The following is a 25,344-nucleotide window of genomic DNA, read 5'->3' as shown; positions in this document are numbered from 1 at the left end:
ATGATAAAGGTAATCGGAGTCCGGTTCCGCAAGGCCGGAAAGGTATATTACTTCGATCCGGCGCAGATGGAAATCAAGATGGGCGACCATGTGATCGTGGAGACCGCCCGCGGAATCGAGTTCGGAGAGGTGGTTCTTGGCGTCCGCGAGGTGGATGAGAAGAAGGTGATCCAGCCGCTGAAATCGGTCATTCGTATGGCGACGAAGAATGACGAGGAGCTGGAACGGAAGAATAAAGAAAAAGAGCATGAGGCATTCCAGATCTGTCAGGAAAAGATCCGCAAGCATGAATTGCAGATGAAGCTGATCGATGCAGAATACACCTTTGATAACAATAAGCTGCTGTTTTATTTTACGGCGGATGGAAGAATCGATTTCCGTGAGCTTGTCAAGGATCTGGCGGCGGTCTTTAAGACGCGGATCGAGCTGCGCCAGATTGGCGTCCGGGATGAGACGAAGATTTTGGGTGGCGTCGGTATCTGTGGTCGTCCGCTCTGTTGTCATTCATATTTATCGGAGTTTATTCCGGTTTCAATTAAGATGGCAAAAGAGCAGAACCTGTCCTTAAATCCGACGAAGATTTCGGGTGTGTGCGGTCGTCTGATGTGCTGCCTGAAATACGAGGAAGAGACGTATGAGGATCTGAACAGCCATCTGCCGAGTGTCGGCGATTACGTCACAACGGATGACGGGCTGAAAGGCGAGGTTCACAGCGTCAGCGTCCTGCGCCAGCAGGTAAAGGTGGTTGTGACGGTAGGACGGGATGAGAAGGAGATCCGTGATTACCGTGTGGATCAGCTCAAGTTTAAGCCGAAGCGCCGCCGTGACAGGGGAAATGTCAACGATGCGGAGCTGAAAGCGCTGGAGGCACTGGAGAAAAAGGAAGGAAAGTCGAAGCTGGATGATAATTAAAGAGGGCGAGCGGATCGATGAACTGCAGCGGAACGGATACCGGATCATCCAGAAGACGAACGGGTTCTGTTTTGGCATGGACGCGGTGCTTTTGTCCGGGTTTGCATCGGTGAAGCCGGGCGAGAAAGCGCTTGATCTGGGAACGGGAACTGGTATTATCCCGATTCTTCTGGAGGCAAAGACGGAAGGAAGCCATTTTACAGGTCTGGAGATCCAGGCGGAGATGGCGGAGATGGCATCCCGGAGTGTGGCGCTCAACAGGCTGGAAGAGAAGGTTTCGATCGTGCAGGGTGATATCAAGGAGGTTCCGACGCTGTTTGAGAAGGCATCCTTTGATGTGGTAACGACGAACCCGCCGTACATGAACGACAGCCACGGGCTGAAAAATCCCGATCTTCCCAAGGCGATTGCCCGCCATGAGGTTCTCTGCAATCTGGAGGATGTCGTGCGCGCGGCGGCTTCGGCACTTCGTCCCGGCGGACGACTCTATATGGTGCACCGTCCGAGACGGCTCATTGAGATTCTGATGGCGATGAAAAGTCAGAAATTGGAGCCGAAGCGGATGAAATTTGTCCATCCGTTTGCAGATAAAGAGGCAAATATGGTTCTCATCGAGGCGGTGCGCGGCGGCGGCGCGCTGATGACAGTGGAAAAGCCGATCATTGTGTACAAAGAGCCGGGCGTGTATACGGATGAGATTTATGATATTTACGGGTATTAATGGAATAGGAGAACGATGGAAGGAACATTATATTTGTGTGCCACGCCGATCGGCAACCTGGATGACATTACATTCCGGGTGCTGGAGACGTTAAAGCAGGTGGATCTGATTGCGGCGGAGGACACGCGGCACAGTATTAAGCTTCTGAATCATTTTGATATTCATACACCGATGACGAGCTACCATGAGTACAATAAGGTCGAGAAGGCGCGTGTGCTGGTGGAGAAGCTGAAATCGGGCATGAATATTGCCTGCATCACGGACGCCGGGACGCCGGGTATTTCGGATCCGGGCGAGGAGCTGGTGCGCCAGTGCTGCGAGGCGGGAATTAAAGTAACCGCGCTTCCAGGAGCGGTGGCGTGTGTTACGGCGCTGATTATTTCGGGACTTCCGACGAGACGGTTCTGTTTTGAGGCATTTCTTCCGACGGACAAGAAGGAGCACCAGCGGGTGCTTGCAGAGCTTCAGAATGAGACGCGCACGATTGTGCTTTACGAGGCGCCGCACCACCTTCTGCGGACGCTCACGGAGCTTTACGAGGCGCTGGGGGATAGAAAGGCGTCTATCTGCCGGGAGCTGACGAAGAAATACGAGACGGCGTTTCGGACGACGCTTTCGCAGGCGGTGGCGTATTATACGGAAAATGAGCCGAAGGGCGAGTGCGTGATCGTCATCGAGGGCAAATCCGTCCAGGAGATCGAGGCGGAGGATCAGGCGCGCTGGCAGCAGATGTCCCTGGAAGAGCATATGGAACATTATGAATCACAGGGAAACAGCCGCAAGGAAGCGATGAAGCTGGTGGCGAAGGACCGCGGGGTTTCGAAGCGGGATGTGTACCAGGCGCTGCTGGAGGCGGAAGAGGCGTAGACACAAACGGAAAGCTGAAAAATGGGTAAGTGGAGTGGCGTTGGTGGAATGCCGGGGCGCTCCGGTTTGTGCAGATAAAAGAAAAATAGAATAAGATTTGAGAAAAGAACAAACTGTACTGGTTAAAATATTTAAAAGTGTATATTTTAATCAGTACAGTTTTTGCTATAATTCCTACTAAGTTGATGCGGAAATGAATGTAAAAATACAGAATGTCAGTGAATTGTTTTTCGCAAGGCAGAATAGAAAGGCAGAAGAGGCGCTTGCCTGTGAATGATTCAGTGGATTCGGGTATTGATTGCAAGGATCGTAAGGACGCTTGGCTTACAAAGAAAAATCATATTCAACCACGGGAGGAATAAAAATGGCAGAGAATCGTTATGAACTGAATAAACAGCTGGCACAGATGTTAAAGGGCGGCGTTATCATGGATGTCACAACCCCGGAGCAGGCGAAGATCGCGGAGGCGGCAGGCGCGTGTGCGGTTATGGCGCTGGAGCGGATTCCGGCGGATATCCGGGCAGCGGGCGGTGTGTCCCGTATGAGTGACCCGAAGATGATTCGCGGCATTCAGGAGGCAGTTTCGATTCCGGTTATGGCGAAGTGCCGGATCGGTCATTTTGTGGAGGCGCAGATTCTGGAAGCGATCGAGATTGATTATATCGATGAGAGCGAGGTATTATCTCCGGCGGATGATGTGTACCATATTGACAAGACACAGTTCAAGGTTCCGTTTGTCTGCGGTGCGAGAGACCTGGGAGAGGCGCTGCGCCGGATCGAGGAAGGTGCTTCGATGATCCGTACCAAGGGCGAGCCGGGAACGGGCGATGTCGTACAGGCAGTCCGCCATATGCGTGCGATGAATTCGGAGATCCGCCGGGTTCAGAACCTGCGTGAGGATGAGCTTTACGAGGCAGCAAAACAGTTAAAAGTTCCGGTTCATCTGCTCCGCTATGTACATGACAATGGACGTCTCCCGGTTGTCAATTTCGCGGCAGGCGGCGTGGCCACCCCGGCGGATGCGGCTCTGATGATGCAGCTGGGCGCAGAGGGAGTCTTTGTTGGATCTGGTATCTTCAAGTCAGGCAATCCGGAGAAACGTGCGTCGGCGATCGTGCAGGCAGTAACGAATTACAAGGATGCAAAATTACTTGCTGCGATTTCTGAGGATCTGGGCGAGGCGATGGTTGGTATCAATGAGAATGAGATTGCGATTTTGATGGCAGAGCGGGGACAGTAAGATGGAGAAAAAACAGATAGGCGTGCTGGCGGTGCAGGGCGCGTTTGCCGAACACATTGCCATGGTACGGAGACTGGGCGCAGAGGCGTTTGAGATCCGGCAGCTTCCGGATCTGGAGCGGCCGATGGACGGACTGATTCTGCCGGGCGGCGAGAGTACCGCGATGCGTAAGCTCCTGGATGAGCTGGGGCTTTATGAGCCGCTTCGGGCAAAGATTGCGGCAGGGCTTCCGGTGTATGGAACGTGCGCGGGGCTTCTGCTTCTGGCCAAGGAGATCGAGGGCGGAACGCCGTGCTTTGCGACGATGGATGTGTCGGCGGTGCGGAATGCCTACGGGCGTCAGCTCGGAAGTTTTTACACGGAGGCTGAATTTGCCGGTCTGGGGACGATTCCGATGACTTTTATCCGCGCGCCGTACATCGCTTCGGTTCAGAAAAATGTTAAGGTGCTGGCGACAGTGGACGAAAAGATAGTCGCAGCCAGACAGGGAAACCAGTTTGCGACGGCATTTCATCCGGAATTGAATGAGGATGTGACAGTGCACCGGTATTTTCTAGAAGAAGTCTGCAAAGGAAATTAAGAGTGTAATTTGGTAGAAATTAGCGTGTGGTTGATGAAAAGTGAAACCTACTGGTAAGGGGAGCGAGAACTGCAGCCATTTAAAGCGGTCAGAATGGATGATATATTTCTGAAATGTGGGAAGATGTCATTGATTCTGACCGTTTTTTTATTTGTTTGGAAGGTGCGTTCTGTGAAAAAACAAAAAATGTACCTTGATAGGTTTCTGCGCTGAGGAAGGAAAACGCCCGGGAAAATGGCGGACTGCATGGAATTCCTATTGACAAAGTAGGAATTCCGCATTACAATCACTGATAAACCAATTAAAACAATATGAAATAAGAAAATTATATAAAAAACAAATTTGCTGATATAGCAAATAGACACAGGAGGATGACATCGTGGCTTATCAGATAGAGACAACTTGTATTTGCGGAGATCCGGAAACTTCTAAAAACCATTCTTTTGGCGCTGTTTCAGTACCGATTTACCAGACGGCGACTTTTGCTCACCCGGGTATTGGGGAATCGACCGGTCATAATTATACGCGTGAGAGCAACCCGACCAGAGACGAGCTGGAAAAGACTGTTTTGGCGCTGGAAGGAGCGGTTGATACCGTTGCCTGCACATCCGGTATGGCGGCGATCTCGCTGATGATGGAGCTGTTTGACAGTGGCAGCCATTTTGTATGTACCGAGGATCTGTATGGCGGTTCCGTCCGTATTTTTGAGGCACTGGAAAAGAAGCGCGGTTTTTCATTTTCCTATATAAATACAGCCGATGTGGAGGCGGTTGAGAAGGCGATCACGGATCAGACGAAGGCACTCTACATTGAGACACCGAGCAACCCGACGATGCAGGTGACCGATCTGGCGGAAATGAGCCGTCTGGCAACGGAGCACGGACTGCTTCTGATCGTGGACAATACCTTCCTGTCCCCGTATCTGCAGAATCCGATCGCGCAGGGCGCGGATCTGGTTGTCCACAGCGGCACGAAGTTTTTAGGCGGTCACAATGATACGCTGGCTGGATTTTTATGTACGCCGATCAAGGCGCTGGCAGAGCAGATCCGGTATCTGTTCAAGACGATCGGAAGCGGACTTTCTCCGTTTGATTCTTTCTTAGTCCTGCGCGGCATCAAGACTCTGTCAGTGCGTGTGGAACGGCAGCAGGAGAATGCGATGAAGATCGCGAGCTGGCTGAAAGAGCAGAAAAAAGTAACGGATGTCTACTATGTAGGACTTCCGGAACATCCAGGTTATGAGATCAACAAAAAACAGAGCCGTGGCGCTGGCAGCATGATTTCGTTCCGTACAGATACGGAGGAGACGGCGAGAAAGGTATTAGAGCGTGTGAAGCTCATCTCTTATGCGGAGAGTCTGGGCGGCGTGGAGTCTCTGATTACCTATCCGATGCTGCAGACACACGGCGATGTGCCGGTTGAGATCCGGGAGCGCCTTGGAATTACGGAGACATTTTTACGTCTGTCTGTCGGTATTGAAAATGTGGATGATCTGATTGCGGATCTGGAGCAGGCGTTAGCGTAAAAAGAGGGTAACTGTTCAGTAGGTCTGCGCATTTACTGCGCTGACCGTACGAAAACATGGGCCAGCAGGCAAAAATCCCATTGCCGTAGGCAATTTTTAATGGATTTTTGCGCGTGACTGTGAAGGTACTGAACAGTTACAAAAGAGGATAGATATGTCTGGTATCGGTTTTGCATGGGCAGTGGGATATGGGCATGGATGACAGGATGCCAGAGTGAAAACCGTTCATTGACAGGAACGATGGATTGGGAGGAAAATGCATGAAATACGATTTTGACAAAGTGGTGGACCGGCATGGTACCAACTGTTTAAAATATGATTTTGTCATCGAGCGAGGAAAACCAGCGGATATTTTACCGCTTTGGGTGGCTGATATGGATTTTCAGACGGCTCCGGCGATTTTAGAGCGGCTGGAAGAGACAGTAAAACATGGTATTTTCGGCTACAGTGATGGAAAAGAGGGCTATTTTGCGGCAGTCCAGAACTGGTACCGGGAGCGCTTTGGCTGGGAGACGAAACCGGAGTGGCTGGTGAAGACACCGGGCGTTGTATTCGCGCTGGCGGCGGCTGTCCGGGCGTATACAAAGGAAGGTGACGGCGTACTGCTTCAGCAGCCGGTGTACTATCCGTTTTCGGAAGTAATTACGGACAATGGGCGTAAGATTGTCAACAGCCCGCTGAAAATCACGGATGGCTATTACACGATGGATTTTGACGACCTGGAAACGAAGATCGTCGAAAATAAGGTCAAATTGTTCCTGCTTTGCAGTCCGCACAACCCGGTCGGACGTGTCTGGAGCGAGGAAGAACTGCGCCGGGGTGGCGAGATTTGCCTGCGTCACGGTGTGCTCGTGGTCAGCGATGAGATCCACAGTGATTTTACCCGCGAGGGACATCCGCACACAGTATTTGCGAAGCTGGGTGCAGAGTTTGAGCAGAACTGCCTGATCTGCACGGCACCATCTAAGACGTTCAATCTGGCGGGACTGCAGATTTCCAATATCTTTGTGCCGAACCCAGAGCTTCGGAAGAAACTCTTAAAGGAGATCGCGGCGGCAGGCTACAGCCAGGTCGGTCTGATGGGACTGGTAGCATGCCAGGCGGCGTATGAAGAGGGAGCGGAGTGGCTTGCACAGCTAAAAGCGTATCTGGAGGAGAACCGGAAGTTTGTGAAGGCGTATCTGGAAGAGCATCTGCCGGAAATCCGTCTGATCGAGCCAGAGGGAACCTACCTTCTGTGGCTGGATTTTAAAGCGCTTCATTTGAATGAAAAAGAGCTGGAACATCTGATCGTGGGCAAGGCACATCTGTGGCTGGACAGCGGCGCGATGTTCGGACCTGACGGCGAGGGCTTCGAGCGGATCAATATCGCATGCCCGCGGGCGACGGTGGAGAAAGCGCTGAAGCAGCTGGAAGCGGCGATCCGCGGATAAAATTGATTGGGTCACGAATCAGAACTCGTATAAATAAAACATGCCGCAGGCAGACTGTATCCCCCCATATAAACAGTCTGTCTGCGGCAGTTTTTTTGACTTCATAGGAATATTATTTTATGAGAACCGGAACACCGCAGTTCCATACGCCGGAAGCGGGTACGCGAAGGAGTATGGCTGTCCGTCACATTCGCTCTTGATGGAGCGGTAATGGCTGATCTTATCGCCGCGCTTGTAGTAGCCGTGTTCCTGGTCAAGCAGCAGCGTGTAGGTGCCGCGTTTCGGAACACCGACGCGGTAATCGTCGCGGTCTACCGGGGTGAAGTTGCAGATGAAGAGAAGATTCTTTTTCTGTGTTTCATCGCGGCGGATAAAGCTGAAAATACTGCGGTCTCCGTCGTTGGCGTTGATCCACTGGAAGCCGTCATACTCCTCGTCCAGGCGGTAGAGCGCCGGATATTTGTGGTAGAGCGTCAAAAGTCCTTTCACATAATTCTGGAGGTCGGCATGGAACGGCTCTTTCGTAAGGTACCAGTCGAGGGAGACTTTTTCATCCCATTCATGGAACTGACCGAAATCCTGTCCCATGAAGAGAAGTTTCTTGCCCGGATGTCCGAGCATGAAAGTGTAGCCGACTTTCAGGTTGGCAAATTTATCCTCGTATTCGCCCGGCATTTTGTTGATCATCGAGCATTTGAGGTGGACGACCTCGTCGTGCGAGAGCACCAGAATGAAGTTTTCGCTGGTGCAGTAGGTGATGCCGAAGGTCATTTTGTTGTGGTTAAATTTGCGGAAATACGGGTCGAGCTTCATGTATTCGAGGAAGTCATGCATCCAGCCCATATTCCATTTGAAGGTAAATCCAAGACCGTCCTCCTCCGGGCTCTTGGTAACGTTCGGCCAGGCGGTGGATTCCTCGGCAATGATGATGGCGCCGTCCTTCCGGCCACGGATCACGCTGTTTAAATGTTTGAAAAACTCGATGGCTTCGAGGTTTTTGTTGTCGCCATATTTATTTGGTACCCACTGTCCGTCCTGGCGTCCATAGTCTAAATAAAGCATGGAAGCGACGGCGTCCACGCGCAGACCGTCGATGTGGTATTCATCGAGCCAGTAGAGCGCGTTGGCGATCAGAAAATTGGATACCTCGTTTTTGGCATAATCAAAGACCTTGGTACCCCAGTCCGGGTGCTCGCCTTTGCGCGGGTCGGCGTACTCATAGAGCGCCTGTCCGTCGAAATCGGCAAGTCCATGTGCATCCTTCGGAAAATGCGCCGGAACCCAGTCTAGGATGACACCGATGCCTTTTTTATGTAAGTAATTGACGAAATACATAAATTCCGTCGGGGTTCCGTAGCGGGAGGTCGGGGCAAAATAGCCGGTTACCTGATAGCCCCAGGAGCCGTCATACGGATGTTCGGCGATTCCCATGAGCTCTACATGGGTGTAGCCCATTTCCAGAACATAGTCAGCCAGCTCATGCGCGGCTTCCATGTAAGTGTAATAACCGTCCTTTTCCGGGCGGTTTTTCTTTTTCCAGGATCCTAAGTGAACCTCGTAGATAGAGATGGGCGCCTTGACCGGATCGGTGCCCGCGCGCGATTCCATCCATTTGGAATCGTTCCATTTGAAGCCGCGGATATCGGCGGTCACGGAAGCGGTTCCCGGACGGTATTCTGCCGAAAATGCATATGGATCTGCCTTAAATAAAATCGTTCCCGTGTGCGTGGTGATGGCGAATTTGTAGAGCTGTCCCACGCCAAGTCCCGGTACGAAGAGCTCGTAAATGTCGCTGTCTGCGACCGGCTTCATCGGGGTTGCATCCGGATTCCAGGCGTTGAAGTCGCCGACCAGGCTGACGGCGGCTGCGTGCGGCGCCCAGACCGCGAAATAGTAGCCGTCCTGTCCGCGATATGTATAAGGGTGTGCGCCCAGCTTGTGGTAGAGCTGGTAGTGGCGGCCTTCTCCGAAGAGATACCGGTCAAGCTCGCCGATCACGCCAAGTCCCTCTGTCTTTGGTTTTTTCGATGTGGTTCGTTTAGTAGTGGAAGCTGCTTTTTTCATAAGGTTACCCCTCCGTGATTCCGAGAATAACAGCGCTGTTACCCTCTAATTCTATCTGAATTTTGTTTGTATTCTTATCGATCAAAAACGATTTTCCGGTAATCAGATCCGTAGCTTGTTCCGTTGTCGTGTGGAATGGAAGCGGAACTTGTAAATAAGCGGCGTTGTCATCGTTGTTGGCAGCGGTAAGGATCGCCTGGTGGTCACCGTGTCTGGCAAATGCGTACTGCCGGTTTGTCAGCAGAAGTTCCTGATAACGCCCACCGTGAAGCGCCGGTTCGGCGGCGTGGATGGCGGCGAGTTTCTGGATCAGAAGTGTAAGCGGTGTCACGGTGCCTGCGCTGGTATCTGTGTTTGAGTCTGTGGTGCTTGAAGTGGTCTGGCAGCAGGTGTTTGCGCCTGCGTGTATGTTTGTGCCTGTGGCGCTCGAAAAGCTCTGGCAGTTGTCATCTGTGCGGATGTCTGTGTTTTGTCCGTCGATGGTCTGCATTTCTTCTGCAAGTGGTCTCGGCGGCAGGATTTTCGGACGGAGTTCCGTATCGGAGTTGTGTCCGCGGCGTCCCTGAATGCCCCATTCACTTCCATAATAGATGGATGGAATGCCCGGAAGAGTGAACAGCAGCGTGTAAAGCGGCGCAAGATGTGCCGGATTTAACAGTTTGCTTGCGATCCGGTCTTCGTCGTGGTTGTCCACAAAGGTGTAGAGATCCCGCCCCACTGCTTCGAGGCGGCGGACATTGTGTGCCAGTTCGAAATAATTGTGGTCGTTGTGCGCGGAATAGATGCTTTTGTGCATCTCGTAGTTGGTGACGGAATGAAGCATCTGCGGATTGACCCAGCGGGCGTATTCGCCGTGGATGACTTCGCCCATCAGCCAGAATTCCGGCTTGATTTCATTTGCCAGCCGGCGCAGTTCCTGCATAAATTCAAAGGAAAGATCGCCCGCGCAGTCGAGGCGGATACCGTCGATGTCAAATTCCTGCACCCAGAAACGGACAGTGTCAAGCAGATAGTTCCGCACTTCCGGATTTCCGTGGTTTAAGCAGGGAAGCTCCCAGATGCCGTGCCAGGATTCGTAGCCGAAGGAATCGCCGAGCGGGCTGCCCCAGCCGAAATTGACGTTCCTGTACCATCCGGCGTAAGGGGACTGGTCACGGTGCGCCTGCAGGTCGCGGAAGGCGAAAAATTCGCGACCGGTGTGGTTGAATACACCGTCCACGACGACGCGGATGCCATGCTCATGGCAGCAGTCCACGAAAGATCGGAACGAGACGTTGGTCCCCAGCCGCCGGTCGATGAGCCGGAAATCGCGGGTATCATAGCCGTGCGTGGATGATTCAAACAGCGGTCCGATGTAAAGCGCGGAAATATGCAGGCTCTCTAAATAGGGAATCCACTGCATCAGTTCGTCCATGCGGGAATCGGCGGAAACGTCCCAGGTGCCATCCGCTGTCTCATCGGAGACGGGATAGGGATTGGCAAACGGTGCTCCGGTCATTCCCAGAGGATACATATGGTAAAAGATAGCTTTGTCGTACCAGGCTGTCATGAGAAAGGTCCTCCTTGTGTCGGTTAAATGGTATTTTCCTGTTGTTTAATATGTCGTAAAAGGAACTGATACCGGAGGTGTGCGGCTTTCAGTTCGTAGATATAGCAGTCAATCAGAGTCGGATCGACGACCTCTTCAAAATGGTTGAAAACGGTGTTGATCGTGCTCATGGTCTGTCGCAGTTCTGTCAGCAGCTCCGGGTCAGGGTGGGCGGAAAAAATGTCCGTGCTGGTGCTCCCGGAGCAGTGGGTGCGGTTGTGCTTCATGGTTTGATGCTCTCTTTCTGAATCCTATAAATTGGTACAACGATCAGTATATTCAGAAAATGGAAAGATATGCATCCTGGTTCAGGCGTTCATGGAAAGCACGGATTCCAGCAGATGTCCGAGCTGCATCAATTTCCGGGTGCTGTCTTCGATTGAGAGATAATAATAATTGCAGGTTCCCTCCCGGTGGACATCGATCAGCCCGGCTGTCTTTAAGATCTTCAAATGGTGGGAAACTGCCGGGCGCGACAGGCTGGTCCGTTCGGTGATCTCCCGGACGTTTAAGCCATGCGGACGGGACTGGGCGGGCAGGCTGATTTGACGGTCATTGTTCTTATCAGGCTGATTTTTGTTCACATCGTTGTTTTTTGTGCGCCCCGTGAGGGCTTCGTCCGTCAGCGCTTCGATGATCGTCAGCCGTATTTCATCGCCCAGCGCGATAAAAAGAGGCATACAGGTATGAAAATGCTGTTTGAGTTCTATTCCTTTTTTCATCGCGGCCCCTCCTTTTATAATGGTTTAAAAATTTAAACTAATAGTATTTTACCATTTTTTGTTTCGTCAGTCAATGGAAAGGAAAATGCTGGAATGGGTATTTATAGATAAAAAATAAAGAGATATTTTGGCAATTATTTTCAAATAACGAAATTGTCTAGCTAAAATAATGGGTTCAGATGCACAAAGTTTTTGAGATGTTTTTGGCGCATATTTCGGGTGTTTTGGGATTGACTTTTGACCAAAAACTGTTCATAATGGAGGAACATTCATGGATGGGTTCTTCCATCTGTCACGGGAATCCGGATTTCCCGTTGATCTATTATTAAGATTCTAAAAGTTAAGTTCAGAGAAATGTTCGATAATTTTTCAGGAATGTTTGAAGTGCATACAGGAAATGAATGGAAAAAGGTGGCGGTAAAAGCTGGCGCAGGACTGGCAGCTATCGTTTGCGGCAGGAGTTTTGAAAAGAGGACATACTGTGCAGAAATTGTTCGTTTCATGTATGCGAAAGAGAAGGAGGGGATGGATTGACCTTTTTGCTGCTGTTGTTTACTGGCGGCTGTGCGTTTTGGGATTTGAAAAAACGCCGTATTCCCAATGGGATGCTTCTGCTTGGCGGCCTGTTGTTTCTTTTGATTCGGTTTGGTCTGGGGATGAAGATGGGATATACGGCCGGATGGGGCTGGCGGCTGCCGGGATATGGGGCGGCGCTTATGATGGGGATTGGCGAGACTTGTGGATATTTGATTCGTGTCGGGAGTTTACTGATTGTCCTGTTCCCTCTGTATCTGTTTCGTATGATAGGTGCGGGGGACATCAAAATGGCAGCCGTCCTGTTTGGTGCCGCCGGGCTGCGGCAGGGCGGGCGGATTTTCCTGTGCGGGCTGGCAGCTGCCGGAATATGGTCACTTGTATTACTTATCCGGCGTGGGATTGCCAGGCAGCGGCTTACATATCTTGTGTTTTATTTGTACCGGTCCGCGCTTGGGGGAAGCGTCGAGCCGTACTATCTGGAAGCGCGGGATGGAAAAGAGGCATCTTTTTGTCTGGCACCGTGCCTGTTTCTGGGGGTGATTGGGGCGGAGCTGATTCGGTATCTGTAAGGAAAATGGCTTGTGATTAGGGAGGTGGCGGTGCGATGAAGCATATTCTGGCTGTGTATGATGTGGATCCGGTCTATGCGGCACGGTTTGCAGAGGTAGTTAACCAGAAGGAAAAAATACCGTTTGAGGTGGTGGCGTTCAGCTCGATCGAGCGGCTGCGGGCATTTGCGGCGGAACATCCGGTAAAGCTTCTGTTGTTGGGCGAGCATGTTCCGGCGGAAGAAAAGGAGTCTATCCGGGCGGAAAAGGTCATTCTTTTATCGGATAATGGGGGAAAGCCGGTTAGTCCGTCAGTTCCCTGTGTCTACAAATACCAGTCCAGCGATGCGATTGTGCGCGACGTGATGACCTGGTATGGGGAAAGCCCGGGGGATCTGCCGGAGGTGTCCGGACGGGGGCTGGCGAAGGTTTTGGGAGTGTATTCGCCGGTTGGACGGTGTTTAAAGACCTCGTTTGCCCTGACAATAGGAAAACTTCTGGCACAGGAGGAGCGGGTGCTGTATCTGAACCTGGAGGAATTTTCCGGTCTGTCGGTTTTGATGAAAGAAGAGTACAAGAGTGATTTGTCGGATCTGTTGTATTTTTACAACGGTGGAAGCTATAATTCGCTTCGTTTAAGCAGCGTTGTCCACACGATGGGGGAGTTGGACTATATTCCGCCGGTGCGCTATCCGGAGGATCTGGATCAGGCAGGAGAGGAGGCGATCGCAGGGCTTATACGGGCAATTGCCGGGGAGAGTGCGTATGATACGCTGGTAGTGGATATAGGAAGCGGGCGCAGGACGGCGCTTTCGGTAATGAAGCTGTGCCGGGTAATCTATATGCCGATCCGGGAAGATCCGGTGTCTTTGGCAAAGCTTAAGGAGCTGGAGCAGTATTTTTCACAGACAGGAAATGGCATGCTAAGGGAACGTATTAAACGCCTGAAGCTTCCGTATCACGGCAGCTTTGGACGGGGTGATTATATTGACCAGCTTTTATGGGGAGAACTGGGTGATTATGTACGGCAGCTGCTGCGGGGAAGCAGTGTGGGCGGATAATCTTCATTGTGGATTAAATTAGAAGGGGCAAAGTCTTTTGACAGGGATAAATTGAGCGGGATTTTGCCAGTCATTCTAAAGAGTAAACGGTTGTGAGAGAAACAACTGGCAGGGGGAAGTATGCAGGAGCAGAAAATGGTTTTGAGGCAGCGTCTGATGGAGCAGATGGAGAGCCGTATGCAGGTGGAGGATGAGGAACTGCGCGACCTGATCGACATGGCGATTCTGGAAGCAGCAGAAGGGGCGTATCTGCCGTTAAAAGAGCGGCTTTCTTTGAGAAAAGAGCTGTTTGATTCATTCAGACGGCTGGATATTTTGCAGGAGCTGGTCGATGATCCGACGATCACGGAGATCATGGTAAATGGCGCGGAGCACATTTTTGTCGAGCGGCAGGGGCGTGTGGAAGAATTAGAAAAGCACTTTGATTCGGTAGGGCAGCTAGAGGATCTGATTCAGCAGATTGTAAGCCGTGTCAACCGGACGGTCAATCTGGCATCCCCGATTGCGGATGCGAGACTGGAAGATGGTTCTCGTGTCCACGTGGTGCTGGCACCGGTGGCGTTAAATGGTCCGATTTTAACGATCCGGAAGTTCCCGGAACCGATCACGATGGAACGCCTGATTGAGTTAAAAAGTATCAGCCGGGAGGCAACGGCATTTTTGCAGAAAGCGGTCGAGCGGGGACTCAATATTTTTATCAGCGGCGGAACCGGATCGGGAAAAACGACGATCTTAAACGCCATGTCCGGCTATATTCCACAGGAGGACCGCGTCATTACGATCGAGGATTCGGCAGAACTTCAAATCCGCCATGTAACGAATCTTGTCAGCCTGGAAACAAGGGTAGAAAACCGGGATGGTTCGCAGGAGATTTCCATGCGCGATCTGATCCGGGCGAGTCTCCGAATGCGTCCGGACCGCATCATCGTTGGGGAGGTCCGGGGCGGCGAGGCGCTGGAAATGCTGCAGGCGATTATATGTACTATATAATAATTATATATATAACGTATATAAGGATGGAAAATATAGATTAGAGGGAGAGGCATAGGAACGATATGAACATTAAGTATAGGTTATTGTGTAAAAGGTTAATAGAGGAAAGGAAGAGAGTAGGTGTCATTCAATATTATAATGTACTGTTCATAATGGAGTTGGTGTCAGATAAAGACATATGGTCTTTAGAACAGTGGGTGAATGGTATAAATAACATATATATGAAAGATATACATAATTGGTGTAGAATACATTTTGTTAAATATCACACTATATTTGTTTACAGGAAAGAGTATCCGGTAAAAGCGAATATTTGGAATGGGTATTCATATATAAGGTGGCGGATGGAGCGGATGATGAATTTGGGATAAGATAAAATAGTGATGGACAAATACATTCGGTCAAGCAAAAGTCCGAACAGCATTTTGGCATCTGTTGAAACAGATTTATATTTTCCTCAAATAACGCTTTTGGTACTTTGTAGAAAGCAAAGTTTTTAGCATCCGATATTTTGAAATATCTGTTCACTGCATCACCTCCGTTTCTATATCGATTTGGTGCCGAAATCGGCAATTTTTTCGCTTGTACGAGCTTGAAATTCTTTGTAAGTGTTATTTATCATCTTTGATAATCGCAGCATTGTAAAAACTCCTTTCACTTATTTGGACATAGGGTGTCAAAATACACACCCTATATAATTAAGGGAATAAAAAACGGATACCATTTCCTTGATAGAAAATGATATCCCCCAATTAAAACTTCAATCAAAACATAAGTATAATATTGAGTTTTAACAATTTTCGTTGAAATTCTCAACTTAATATGGTATTATTTATTTTAGGTTTTGACATTGTAAATATTTCTGTAGATGAGGAGGTAATTATGGCTGTCTCATACAATAAATTATGGAAACTAATGATTGATAAAAATATAAACAAAACGAAATTGCGAACTGAAATTGGTATATCTTCTAATGCAATGGCTAATCTTGGAAAAAACAAGTCTGTCCAAGTGGAAGTCCTCGTAAAAATATGTAATCATCTTAATTGCACCCTAGACGATATCTTAGAAATTTTACCCAATGAGAACGAAGATAAAATTGAAGGCAAGTGATTGATATATGGAAGAAGTTAAAAGAACAGAGCTTGAAAAGAAAATAGATATATTAGAAGACGATATTGCTGATATCAGCCCGGAAATCTTGCGGCTTCTTCTCAAAGATAAGACCACAAAGAAGAATATACTGTGGTGCACAAAGGATTATGAAGCTTACGGCTATGAATTTAACGAGCGGGCTGAAATGAAAGTAGAGCTGATTACGGGTGTTTATTTTAATGTGATACAGCCACGAGCTGCAAAGTCTAAAGAGGTTCAGGAGCGAAGAATCAGAAAGAGAGCTGAAGTTTTTACTCCGTCGTGGATTTGTAATGAGCAAAATAATCAGGTTGATGAAGCGTGGTTCGGCAAACCAGATGTTTTTAATACACCAGACGGAACATACTGGATAACTGCAAAAGATAAGATTCAATTTGATGGGAAGAAAACATGGAAAAAATATGTAGACGCCAAACGTTTGGAAATTACTTGCGGAGAAGCTCCGTATCTTATAAGCAGATATGATACAACCACAGGCAAATTGATTCCCATTAATGAACGTATAGGACTGTTTGACAGAAAAATGCGTGTTATAAATGAAAACTGCAATGATAAAGACACTTGGATTAAATGGTCAATCAGAGCATTAAAGAGCGTTTACGGCTATGAATTTCAGGGGGACAGCGTACTGATTGCCCGTGAAAATCTGCTTTATGATTATATGGACTATTATGAAGAAAGATTTGGAGAGAAAACACCTCTTTCACTGTTGAAAGAAATAGCCAATATTATTGCTTGGAATATTTGGCAGATGGATGGACTTAAAGGTGTGGTGCCTTATTCGTGCCACGAAATCAAAGAAACATTTCATGCCCGGAGAAGGGGATTCAGACAGAACTGACCGCATCCCTGCAGGCGGGGGTATTCAGCCGGGAGTACCGGTTTCCGGTCAAGCTATATCCGCCGCTTCGGACGAAGCAGCAGGAAAAAGAGGCAGGTTTTAAGCGGCTGTTAAAGCAGATGGATGAGGCACAGAGAACGGAAGGGCAGCTGGTTCTGCCAAAGATGTATGAGGGGAAGAATTTATCTTACCGGGTGCGCGGAGACAGGGAATATCTGCTGTTTCCGGTGCTGGGGATTGCGGCGGCAATTCTGCTTCCTCTTTATGAAAAACAGAAGGAGAGTGAGGCGAAAAAGAAGAAAAAGCGGGAGCTGATGGAAGATTATCCGGAGATTGTGTCAAAGCTGACTGTATTTTCCGGGGCGGGGCTTCCGGTCCGCCGGGCATGGGAGCGGATTGTGCTGGAATACGAGGCGGCATGCCGGGCGGGAACACAGACGGAGCGGGCGGCATACCGGGAAATGGCAGCGGCATATCACCGGATGCAGCGCGGTGTCCCGGAACTACAGGCATATGCGGAATTTGGTGCGGGCTGCCGCCTGAGACCGTACCGGAAGCTTTCCGGGCTTTTGGAGCAGAATGTCAGAAATGGGGCAGAAGGACTTCGAAAGGCGCTGGAGACAGAGATGGAGTCGGCGTTTGAAGAAGAGAAAGCACTGGCAAGACGCCGGGGGGAAGAGGCATCTACAAAGCTGATGCTTCCATTGTTTTTGATGTTGATGATTATTATGGTGATGGTTTCAGTCCCGGCGTTTCTGGCGTTTGGGATCTGAAAAATGGGGAGAAAGGAGAAAAAGTATATGGATAAAGCGTATCTGGTAAGAGAAGTAAAATCGTTTCTGATGGACGAGGATGGTGTGGGGGTCATTGAGTTAGTGCTGATTCTGGTGGAAATATTTACCCCTTAATTTACGATATATATTATGTGGATATAGTGGAAAAAACGAAAATAGGATAACAGTATAGACAGGAGTGTGTATGAAGTATAATGACGATTATAAGGTGTATAGAATTAAATATTTTAATGTATGGTTTTATTTATTTGCTGAAACAGGGATAGATGACTATAAGATCAACATATTGGGTGAGCGTATTAGCACCGGTGTTTCGATGAAAATGAAAGATATTCATTGGTGGTGTGTCAGACAGAATATAAAGTATAGATCGAAATTCGAGTACCAAAAGGATTATCCCATACAGGCGAATCTCTGGAATTTATATTCGTATGTCCGTTTTAGGTTTGAAATCAGAAAATAAAAGCATATATATCGATGAATGTGTTGAAAAAATTAGTTATACAACTAAAATTGACATCATTGAAGAAAAATGGAGAATAACTATTGACAAATCGCGCAGGAATTGGTACAATCTTCCTGTAAAGGGGGTAAAAAGATGAATAATATAGTCTTGAAATCCTTGGCTGTTGAAAATTATGCTTCTTTTGCAGATCGGATTATGTTCACAACAGAGATAGATTCGAGTAAAAAGGAATATCTTGAAAATACATTTGAGATAGCGGATAGTAGATTCAATAAAGTTTCGATTCTCTATGGAGCGAATGGTTCAGGAAAAACTTTTTTTTGTAAGATTCTTCGTGAGGTTAAACGATTATTAGACTGGTCCCCATTAATGGCAATGAATAATTCTCAATTACTTTCTTTGCCTCAGTTTAAGGGGATGGATGCTTCAGTTACTCCATTTGTGTTTGACAATAAATATCGAAATAAACCTACAAAATTTGAGATAGAAATTGTCATTGATAAAACTACATATCACTATGAGTTTAATATTTTGGGCAAGAAAATAGAATCTGAGCTTTTAACTAAAAAGTATAGGAGGACAGAAAAGCTAATTGAAAGAACATCCTCATCGTTTAAAGATATCATTCTTCGCTCGGAATTAAAAGATTTTGAAAATAAGAAGCAGGCAGTTAAAGAGGAAGCTCTTTGTCTTCCAATTGCAGCATTGTTAAATAATAAATTAGCATCAAAAATAGTTGATGCGATTCAAGGGATACAAATTGTTAGCATGACAGCAGCGAGACTTAAGCCAACAAAATCAAAAGAGTCATTTTCGGACGAACGTCTGGAAAAATATTTAGATATTATTCAGAAAGCTGATCCGACGATACGAGATATTAAAGTATCATTTGAGGAAGAAGAACTTGCTCGACAAAAGATTGAAATTGATGATTTTGAAAATAGAGAGATTATAGCTACTAAAACAACTGTTGGTGTGGATACAGCACATGCTGTATATGAAAATGGAGAAGAAACTAGTAGTACACCAATTTCATTTTTTGCAGAGGAATCTTTAGGAACAGTAAAACTGTTTACTGCATTACCATATTTATTTGATGTTTTGGAATCAGGTGGGATACTTTTTATTGATGAGATAGAAAATGGATTACACCTTTTGTTGGCTAAAGAGATAATCAAATTATTTATAAACGAAGAAACAAACCCACATCATGCACAGCTTATATGTACATCCCATCAGCCGCTTTTAGTTTCGGGAAATTTCCGGCGAGATCAGGTATGGGTTACGAGTAAAGATAATTATGGAAAAAGTACATTACATAGGCTTAATGAGTGCAAAACTTCGCGGGCCAAGGTTAATTTGGTAAATCGGCTTTTAGAAGGGGCATTTGGATGTAACCCGGATATGTTTTTTGAAAGCTACATATAAGGAAGAAAAAGAAAAACACCGAGTTACTACCCGGTGCTCTGCAGGACGACAGAAGCAACTATCGCCAATACAGTATTAATTTGACCGTTTTTATTGTACCACGCCTGAATGATGATTGCAATATGAAATCTGTGTCCAGAAAGGTAAAAAACGCAGACTTTTCTCTGAAAATATGTTGATATAGAATAAAATTTATAATTTTTCAGATGAAAGGATGATTTTTATGAAGATTAAATACAAATACTATCGATGCCCTCGCTGTGGAAGACGTCTTATTCCAGTTACTAATCCTTCAAAATGTCCATATTGTGGATGCGTAACACAGTTAAGATAAGGGGGTATGATAATGAATAAAAATCAACATGTGGTGCCACATCCAGATGGTGGTTGGCAGGTAAAAGGAGAAGGGAATTCTCGTGCAACTGTGCGTACCGAGACTCAGAGAGAAGCGATTGAGCGTGCCCGAAGCATTGCTCAGAATCAGGGTTCCGAATTGATTATTCATCGTCTGAATGGAACAATTCGTGAAAAAGATTCTCATGGGAAGGACCCATTCCCTCCAAGAGGATAATTATATACAATTTGAAGAATGTCTATTAAAGGTATGTCATAGGCTGTAAATAAGGCTGGTGTTGGGGATTATCTCCAACGCCAGTTTTTGTTTACAGCCCGTAAAACTGGGAAGACTAGTCCTGCTTTTTGTGATAAATTGGGAAAAGAAGCATTGATGAGAGGAGAAGATTATTTGAAAATTGCCAGTTAAAAGGAAAATACTTTTTATATCAGCAACTTAAAAGGCAATCATGTTTTATTTAGTAAAGCGTGATTGCCTTTTTTGTGTTTCAAAACGGAAACTGTAAAGGAGGAAGAATACAATGATTCGATTTATGAGTGATACACCTTATGCTGGAGTGGAGCAGGAAATGCAGCATATGCTTCTATCAGCAGAGCCTGTTTCATATGGGGGGCTATGATGGAATGAAATAAATCCTGATGCGTCAGATGAATATCTCGATAAAAAGTGTGGAAGGAGTGATTTTATGGCCGTCTCAGCTGCCGCTGTGACAGCAAAACTGGTAGCGCTTACCCTCTCTGACCGGAATGGGCGGACTGTGTTTTTTTCTGTTATTGCAGCATTAGTAACCCCTGTTATTTTAATTGTCACCATGATCCTGTGCACGCTTTCTGGGACTGCAGACCATAACATTTCTGCTGTCCAGAAGTCCTTTCATGGGGGGTATTTGTCCTCAAAGGTGCCAGCAGAGTATCGGATGTACATCGAAAATATGCAGGACAGTTTTGAAAAACTGGATGGGGTGTTAAATGAAATCAATGGTATGGCAGAAGCCGAAGAAGTAGATCCCTACCAGGTAAAAGCGATTTTTTATGCCCTGTTTTTTGGTAAGGAGCACCCTCGGATGGATGAGGGGGACTACCGGGCATTCGCAGATTGTTTTGTAGAGTATGAGGAGAGAGAGGATGAAGAGGGAGAAACCTATACGGTTGCAATTCCAATCCAACAGAAACTGTATGAAAAATATGTCCCACAGGCTACCCGTGAATATATTGATGACAAGGTGGCAAGAGAAATATCCGCCAGAGAACGTACCCGGAGAGCTGATCGGACTGCGAGACGGGAGGAGTCCCAGCTGGAAGAATCAGAAATCGTATGATAACCAGAAAAAAGGAAACGGAATCCCCAGTCATCCATGACATCCCCGTGTAGCCCCCTGTGTGCCCCTGTGTCGGGCTTTGGACAGCTAGGTGGCATCGTGGTACCCATACGAGGATTTTAAGCGGTGTTGGGCAAATGTGAGAGAAGGTTATGGAAACAGCAAGAACACGGGGGAATACGGGATTCTTGAGTGGTTGGCTGGGTCGAAACGTGTGCAGGTTAAAGGGGGTATGCTGCTTTTGGCAGCCCACCCCTGGAAAACACCGACCGGCAAAGCCGTTCGGAAAATCTGGTTTGAATACTTTTGGGGAAGGCGGTCGTAAGAATGGTGCTGGATTTTTGAAAGTGGCAGAATTTTGGAGGAAATGAGAGAGATTTTGTGAATACCAGGGTTAGGAGGAAACGATGGGAAGCGAACATACGAAAGTACGTGCGGGAATTTATGTCGAAAAGGAAATCTTAAACCAGGCAGATGGTCTGTTAGAGACAGCCAATGTGCGTTCCCGGAATGAATTTGTAGCAGAAGCGCTTAAATTCTATATAGGGTATCTTCTTGCAGGAAAAGCAGAAAATTATTTTTTGCAGTCGTTGGCTTCTGTGCTTACGGGAACCATTCAGGATAGTGAGAACCGTCTGGCCAGAATGGACTTTAAGATAGCAGTGGAATTGTCCAAGCTCTCACAGGTAATTGCCTACACTCATGATGTGGATGAAGAATCTTTAAACAGGCTGCACGCAAAATGTGTTGATGAAGTGAGGCGGATCAATGGAACTGTGAAGTTTGAAGATGCGTATCATTATCAAAAGCGGGATGTGTAGATATTGTTGGAAAAGAAAAGATGGAAAGAAAATTTATATGTACTTCCCTCTGGTTGTGTGATGAATTTTCAGAAGAGATAAAATATAGATTTGTCCTTTACGATGCAACAGCTCATCGATTATAATATATAAGAAACGAATCGAGGTGTAGAATTTTGAATGAGAGAGAACAAATCATTCAACTATGGTTCAAAATGTGGCTTACACAACAGGATCTTGGTATGGATGACATTTTTGCGGAAGACGTGATTTATACTGAAAGCTGGAGTCCAAAATATAATAACCGTCAAGTTGTAAAACATTGGTTTAATGAATGGAATACACGTGGCAAGGTGATGGAGTGGAAGATCAAGCAGTTCTTTCATAAAGATAACCAGACGGTTGTAGAGTGGTATTTTAAAAATGAAATGAATAATGGGAATATAGAGGAATTTGACGGAATGTCCTTGATTGTATGGACAGCAGATAATAAAATAAAATCATTAAAGGAGTTTGGATGTAACTTAAACAGTTATAATCCTTATGAGGATAGTGATACGCCTAAATTTAGAGATGAAAAGGCGAGTTGGTTTTAATTAGAAACAGAAAAATTATATGTGTTAATCTGGCCGAGGAGGCTTGATTATAAAAGTAAAGATAAAAACGCAACGTATGCAGTGATGCATACCAGAGCCGGTAGGTAGCCCGGCCGTCCTGCATATCAGGGTAAGTAACCTGCCCCTCCGGGTTGTCCATTCTTTGCTCATTTCAATCATTAAGGAGGGATTGCCATGAGTATAAGGACAGGCAAGCTGACAGTGTTTTTTGAGGAACCATTTTGGGTAGGTATTTTTGAGAGAGTTGAAAATGGGAAACTTTCCGTTTCCAAAGTAACATTTGGAACTGAACCAAAGGACTATGAGATTTGGGAGTTTGTGCTAAAGGAATATGATCGTTTGCGATTTAGTCCATCTGTGGAGGTTACTGAAAAGGAACTAACAAAAAACCCAAAGAAGCTCCAGCGTGAAATTCATAAACAAATGTTGGATAGGGGCGTTGGAACAAAATCTCAGCAAGCACTAAAGCTGCAGCAGGAACAAAGGAAACAGCAGCGTAAGTCTAAAAGCCGGGAAGACAAATTGGCAGAAGAGAAAAAAATGTTTGATTTAAAACAAAAAAAGAAAAAAGAGAAACATCGAGGACATTAAGAATGTAATGTATTCTTACACAAAATTTGGTTTGAGGTAAACGATGGCATCAAGCAAAAATTATTTACAATTTATTTTAGAGCAGCTGTCCGAGTTGGATGAAATTACATACCGTGCTATGATGGGAGAATTTATTATTTATTATCGTGGCAAGATTATAGGAGGTATTTATGATGACAGACTGCTTGTAAAACCTACAAAGTCAGCAATTGCCTATATGACAGATTCGGTATATGAAGTACCTTATGAGGGAGCAAAAGAGATGCTGCTGGTAGAGGAGGTTGATCAGAAAGAATTTTTGACAGGACTGTTCCACGCGATGTATGATGAACTGCCGCTGCCCAAATCCAAAAAGAAAAAATAGGTATTGTGAAGGGAAAACAAATAAATGGACAAGGCAATTTTGTATATACATGGTAAAGGTGGAAATCCGAAAGAGGCAGAGTATTATAAAGCGCTCTTTGAAGAATATGATGTAATTGGTTTTGACTATTCCTCACAGTCACCTTGGGAAGCGAAAAAAGAGTTTCCCGGATTGTTTGACAACCTATGCGGAACATATGAAACGGTAACAGTGATTGCGAACAGCATTGGTGCTTTCTTTGCTATGAGTGCTTTGGCAGACAGCAAAATAGAGAAGGCATACTTTATTTCTCCGGTTGTAGACATGGAAAGATTGATTCGGAATATGATGCAGTGGGCGAATGTGACCGAAGATGACTTGCAGAAACAGAAAGAAATCCCGACATCCTTTGGAGAAACACTTTCCTGGGCTTATCTTTGTTATGTGAGGGAGCATCCTGTTACCTGGACTGTTCCAACTGTTGTGGTCAAGCTTTTTTGTAACACTTGTGGCTAAAAAAATAGTGCTTATCAATTTATGCTGCCGTCCTTGCTTCATATGGGGTTCGATAACCATTATAACTGTGTGGACGAACATGATTATAATCAACGTATGCAAATTCTTCTACCTTTTGATAGAGTGTTTCCTCTGTTGTAAACTCATACAAATTTGTGCATTCATTCTTCAAGGTATTGAAGTAACGCTCCATCGGTGCATTGTCGTACGGATATCCTGCTTTGCTCATGCTCTGTGTCACATTTACCGATTCGCAGAATTCGGTAAATGCTTTGGACGTATACTGTGAGCCCTGGTCAGAATGTAAGATAAGACCATCTTTGATTGTTGGCTGCGATTCCAGCGCTTTTCGGAGCGTCCGGATCGCAAGATCACTGGTAATGTTACGATCTGTTATGCTGGCAATCACACTCCGGTCATGCAAATCTATAATAGTGCAGTTATAGCGTACTTCATGATTTGCAAGGAACAGATAAGTGAAATCCGTGCACCATTTTCGATTGATTTCATCTGCTGTGAAATTTTGCTTCAGCTTATTATCGAATACTTTATGCGGGGTTCCATGCTCATATCCTGGTTTTTTTGGACGGACAACCGAACGGAGACCAAGCTCTGTGTTCATATATTTATGAACGGTGGTATTACTGTAAGAATAACCTTTACGCTTCAGATAGACTTTCATACTCCGATAGCCGTCAACTCCATTGTGCGAATGATATATTTCCTGAATCTGTGCTTGGACTTCGGCTTTAAGGGTATAATAATCCGCCTTCCGGTGTTTCCGGTAGTTGTAATAAGCATTTGGGCATATACCCAGCCGTCCAAGCAGCCAGCGAATGCCAAATTCATTATGATATTGTTCGATGAATCGATAAGCCTCTAATCGATTTCCTTTGCAAAGAATGCCGCCGCTTTTTTTAAGAAAAGATTCTCCTTACGAAGTTCTTCGTTTTCTCTTTTGAGTCTGAGCATCTCCTTCATGTTGTCATAATCTTCTTTGGCTTCCGGGCTTGACTGGCATTCTTTACTAAACTCGCTACACCACTTAGAAATGCTGGCTTTCGATACCCCATACTCAGCGGTGATGCTTTTGTAGGTACGACCTTCCTCTTCATGAAGACGTACTATTTTTTTCTTAAATTCGGGTGTGTAACTTTGTGGCATGATAATTACCTCTTTTCTCTATTGGATTTATTATATCTTATTAGCCACTACTGTTACAACGTTAGTATAGCACTTCAAACGCACATTCTGTATGGAGAAAAGGATAACCTGACATCGTATGAAACAATAGCTGAGTTTGCAGATAGAATCGGAGCAACACTTACA

General features: G+C 46.5%; 26 protein-coding genes. 21 read left to right on the top strand and 5 right to left on the bottom strand.

Annotated features, from left to right (window positions below):
- The 7 genes from DWY89_RS10925 to DWY89_RS10895 all read left to right on the top strand — a co-directional run bounded on the left by DWY89_RS10925 (nucleotide 1) and on the right by DWY89_RS10895 (nucleotide 7,278).
- Nucleotides 1-912, top strand: a complete 912-nt coding sequence (locus DWY89_RS10925) for a stage 0 sporulation family protein (RefSeq protein ID WP_022360400.1) — start codon at nucleotides 1-3, stop codon at nucleotides 910-912.
- Nucleotides 902-1,633 (top strand): tRNA1(Val) (adenine(37)-N6)-methyltransferase, encoded by a 732-nt coding sequence (locus DWY89_RS10920; protein WP_107001771.1) that lies wholly within the window; start codon nucleotides 902-904, stop codon nucleotides 1,631-1,633. Before DWY89_RS10925 ends, DWY89_RS10920 begins: the two co-directional genes overlap by 11 nt.
- Before the next feature lie 15 nt (nucleotides 1,634-1,648).
- Entirely contained in the window at nucleotides 1,649-2,500 is an 852-nt protein-coding gene (gene rsmI, locus DWY89_RS10915; RefSeq protein WP_107001770.1) for a 16S rRNA (cytidine(1402)-2'-O)-methyltransferase, read from the top strand.
- Nucleotides 2,501-2,864: 364 nt separating this feature from the next.
- A complete protein-coding gene (pdxS, locus tag DWY89_RS10910; protein ID WP_107001769.1) occupies nucleotides 2,865-3,740 on the top strand; it encodes a pyridoxal 5'-phosphate synthase lyase subunit PdxS in 876 nt (291 codons plus the stop codon).
- Between the two features lies 1 nt (nucleotide 3,741).
- Complete coding sequence (pdxT, locus tag DWY89_RS10905) at nucleotides 3,742-4,320, top strand: pyridoxal 5'-phosphate synthase glutaminase subunit PdxT (protein ID WP_107001768.1); 579 nt, start codon at nucleotides 3,742-3,744, stop codon at nucleotides 4,318-4,320.
- Nucleotides 4,321-4,699: 379 nt separating this feature from the next.
- A complete protein-coding gene (locus DWY89_RS10900; RefSeq protein WP_207663377.1) occupies nucleotides 4,700-5,845 on the top strand; it encodes a PLP-dependent aspartate aminotransferase family protein in 1,146 nt (381 codons plus the stop codon).
- A gap of 260 nt (nucleotides 5,846-6,105) precedes the next feature.
- Complete coding sequence (locus DWY89_RS10895) at nucleotides 6,106-7,278, top strand: MalY/PatB family protein (protein ID WP_118524681.1); 1,173 nt, start codon at nucleotides 6,106-6,108, stop codon at nucleotides 7,276-7,278.
- Between the two features lie 117 nt (nucleotides 7,279-7,395).
- Here DWY89_RS10895 and glgB read toward each other — a convergent pair whose 3' ends face one another.
- From glgB to DWY89_RS10875, 4 genes are all read right to left on the bottom strand, one after another.
- Complete coding sequence (glgB, locus tag DWY89_RS10890; RefSeq protein ID WP_118524680.1) at nucleotides 7,396-9,342, bottom strand: 1,4-alpha-glucan branching protein GlgB; 1,947 nt, start codon at nucleotides 9,340-9,342, stop codon at nucleotides 7,396-7,398.
- A 4-nt stretch (nucleotides 9,343-9,346) separates the two neighbouring features.
- On the bottom strand, nucleotides 9,347-10,891 hold the full coding sequence (locus DWY89_RS10885; protein ID WP_243022817.1) for an alpha-amylase family glycosyl hydrolase: 1,545 nt from the start codon (nucleotides 10,889-10,891) through the stop codon (nucleotides 9,347-9,349).
- A gap of 23 nt (nucleotides 10,892-10,914) precedes the next feature.
- Entirely contained in the window at nucleotides 10,915-11,157 is a 243-nt protein-coding gene (locus DWY89_RS10880) for a YaaL family protein (RefSeq protein ID WP_107001765.1), read from the bottom strand.
- An 81-nt stretch (nucleotides 11,158-11,238) separates the two neighbouring features.
- Nucleotides 11,239-11,652: a metalloregulator ArsR/SmtB family transcription factor gene (locus DWY89_RS10875; protein ID WP_243022816.1), complete on the bottom strand. Its 414-nt coding sequence runs from the start codon at nucleotides 11,650-11,652 to the stop codon at nucleotides 11,239-11,241.
- 530 nt (nucleotides 11,653-12,182) lie between these two features.
- Between DWY89_RS10875 and DWY89_RS10865 the strand changes: the two genes are divergently transcribed.
- From DWY89_RS10865 to DWY89_RS10790, 14 genes are all read left to right on the top strand, one after another.
- On the top strand, nucleotides 12,183-12,758 hold the full coding sequence (locus DWY89_RS10865; RefSeq protein WP_182434569.1) for a prepilin peptidase: 576 nt from the start codon (nucleotides 12,183-12,185) through the stop codon (nucleotides 12,756-12,758).
- A gap of 35 nt (nucleotides 12,759-12,793) precedes the next feature.
- On the top strand, nucleotides 12,794-13,798 hold the full coding sequence (locus DWY89_RS10860; protein ID WP_118472977.1) for a hypothetical protein: 1,005 nt from the start codon (nucleotides 12,794-12,796) through the stop codon (nucleotides 13,796-13,798).
- Nucleotides 13,799-13,918: 120 nt separating this feature from the next.
- On the top strand, nucleotides 13,919-14,788 hold the full coding sequence (locus DWY89_RS10855; protein ID WP_347474722.1) for an ATPase, T2SS/T4P/T4SS family: 870 nt from the start codon (nucleotides 13,919-13,921) through the stop codon (nucleotides 14,786-14,788).
- A gap of 885 nt (nucleotides 14,789-15,673) precedes the next feature.
- Nucleotides 15,674-15,904 (top strand): helix-turn-helix transcriptional regulator, encoded by a 231-nt coding sequence (locus tag DWY89_RS10845; RefSeq protein ID WP_118524678.1) that lies wholly within the window; start codon nucleotides 15,674-15,676, stop codon nucleotides 15,902-15,904.
- Between the two features lie 7 nt (nucleotides 15,905-15,911).
- On the top strand, nucleotides 15,912-16,787 hold the full coding sequence (locus tag DWY89_RS10840; RefSeq protein ID WP_118524677.1) for a restriction endonuclease subunit M: 876 nt from the start codon (nucleotides 15,912-15,914) through the stop codon (nucleotides 16,785-16,787).
- Nucleotides 16,730-17,560 (top strand): hypothetical protein, encoded by an 831-nt coding sequence (locus DWY89_RS10835; RefSeq protein WP_118524676.1) that lies wholly within the window; start codon nucleotides 16,730-16,732, stop codon nucleotides 17,558-17,560. The genes DWY89_RS10840 and DWY89_RS10835 overlap by 58 nt, the downstream gene beginning before the upstream one ends.
- Nucleotides 17,561-18,179: 619 nt before the next feature.
- Nucleotides 18,180-19,475, top strand: coding sequence for an ATP-binding protein (locus tag DWY89_RS10825; RefSeq protein ID WP_118524675.1), 1,296 nt, complete (start codon nucleotides 18,180-18,182; stop codon nucleotides 19,473-19,475).
- Between the two features lie 346 nt (nucleotides 19,476-19,821).
- Nucleotides 19,822-20,046, top strand: a complete 225-nt coding sequence (locus tag DWY89_RS10820) for a DUF2188 domain-containing protein (protein WP_038292385.1) — start codon at nucleotides 19,822-19,824, stop codon at nucleotides 20,044-20,046.
- Between the two features lie 700 nt (nucleotides 20,047-20,746).
- Nucleotides 20,747-21,148: a hypothetical protein gene (locus DWY89_RS14665; protein WP_243022815.1), complete on the top strand. Its 402-nt coding sequence runs from the start codon at nucleotides 20,747-20,749 to the stop codon at nucleotides 21,146-21,148.
- 407 nt (nucleotides 21,149-21,555) lie between these two features.
- Nucleotides 21,556-21,969, top strand: coding sequence for a hypothetical protein (locus DWY89_RS10810; RefSeq protein ID WP_117471965.1), 414 nt, complete (start codon nucleotides 21,556-21,558; stop codon nucleotides 21,967-21,969).
- Between the two features lie 155 nt (nucleotides 21,970-22,124).
- On the top strand, nucleotides 22,125-22,544 hold the full coding sequence (locus DWY89_RS10805) for a nuclear transport factor 2 family protein (RefSeq protein ID WP_117471963.1): 420 nt from the start codon (nucleotides 22,125-22,127) through the stop codon (nucleotides 22,542-22,544).
- Nucleotides 22,545-22,739: 195 nt separating this feature from the next.
- Nucleotides 22,740-23,156 carry a YjdF family protein gene (locus DWY89_RS10800; RefSeq protein WP_117471961.1) on the top strand — a complete coding sequence of 139 codons (417 nt, stop codon included), beginning with the start codon at nucleotides 22,740-22,742 and terminating at the stop codon, nucleotides 23,154-23,156.
- 43 nt (nucleotides 23,157-23,199) lie between these two features.
- The gene (locus DWY89_RS10795) at nucleotides 23,200-23,520 is read left to right on the top strand and encodes a TfoX/Sxy family protein (RefSeq protein ID WP_117471959.1); all 321 of its coding nucleotides are present in this window, start codon (nucleotides 23,200-23,202) and stop codon (nucleotides 23,518-23,520) included.
- Nucleotides 23,521-23,544: 24 nt separating this feature from the next.
- The gene (locus tag DWY89_RS10790; protein WP_347474721.1) at nucleotides 23,545-24,015 is read left to right on the top strand and encodes an alpha/beta hydrolase; all 471 of its coding nucleotides are present in this window, start codon (nucleotides 23,545-23,547) and stop codon (nucleotides 24,013-24,015) included.
- Between the two features lie 19 nt (nucleotides 24,016-24,034).
- Here DWY89_RS10790 and DWY89_RS10785 read toward each other — a convergent pair.
- Nucleotides 24,035-25,179 (bottom strand): IS3 family transposase gene (locus DWY89_RS10785; RefSeq protein WP_118524674.1). Its coding sequence is split into 2 segments (ribosomal slippage): nucleotides 24,035-24,942 and nucleotides 24,942-25,179, totalling 1,146 coding nucleotides; the frame shifts between segments, so codons are not numbered across the junction.
- Nucleotides 25,180-25,344 lie beyond the last annotated feature (165 nt).

The organism is Clostridium sp. AF27-5AA, assembly GCF_003478415.1.
Taxonomy (GTDB): Bacteria; Bacillota; Clostridia; order Lachnospirales; family Lachnospiraceae; genus Otoolea; species Otoolea fessa.
Note: the sequence above shows the minus strand (reverse complement) of the source record. Positions and strands in the feature narration are given on the sequence as shown.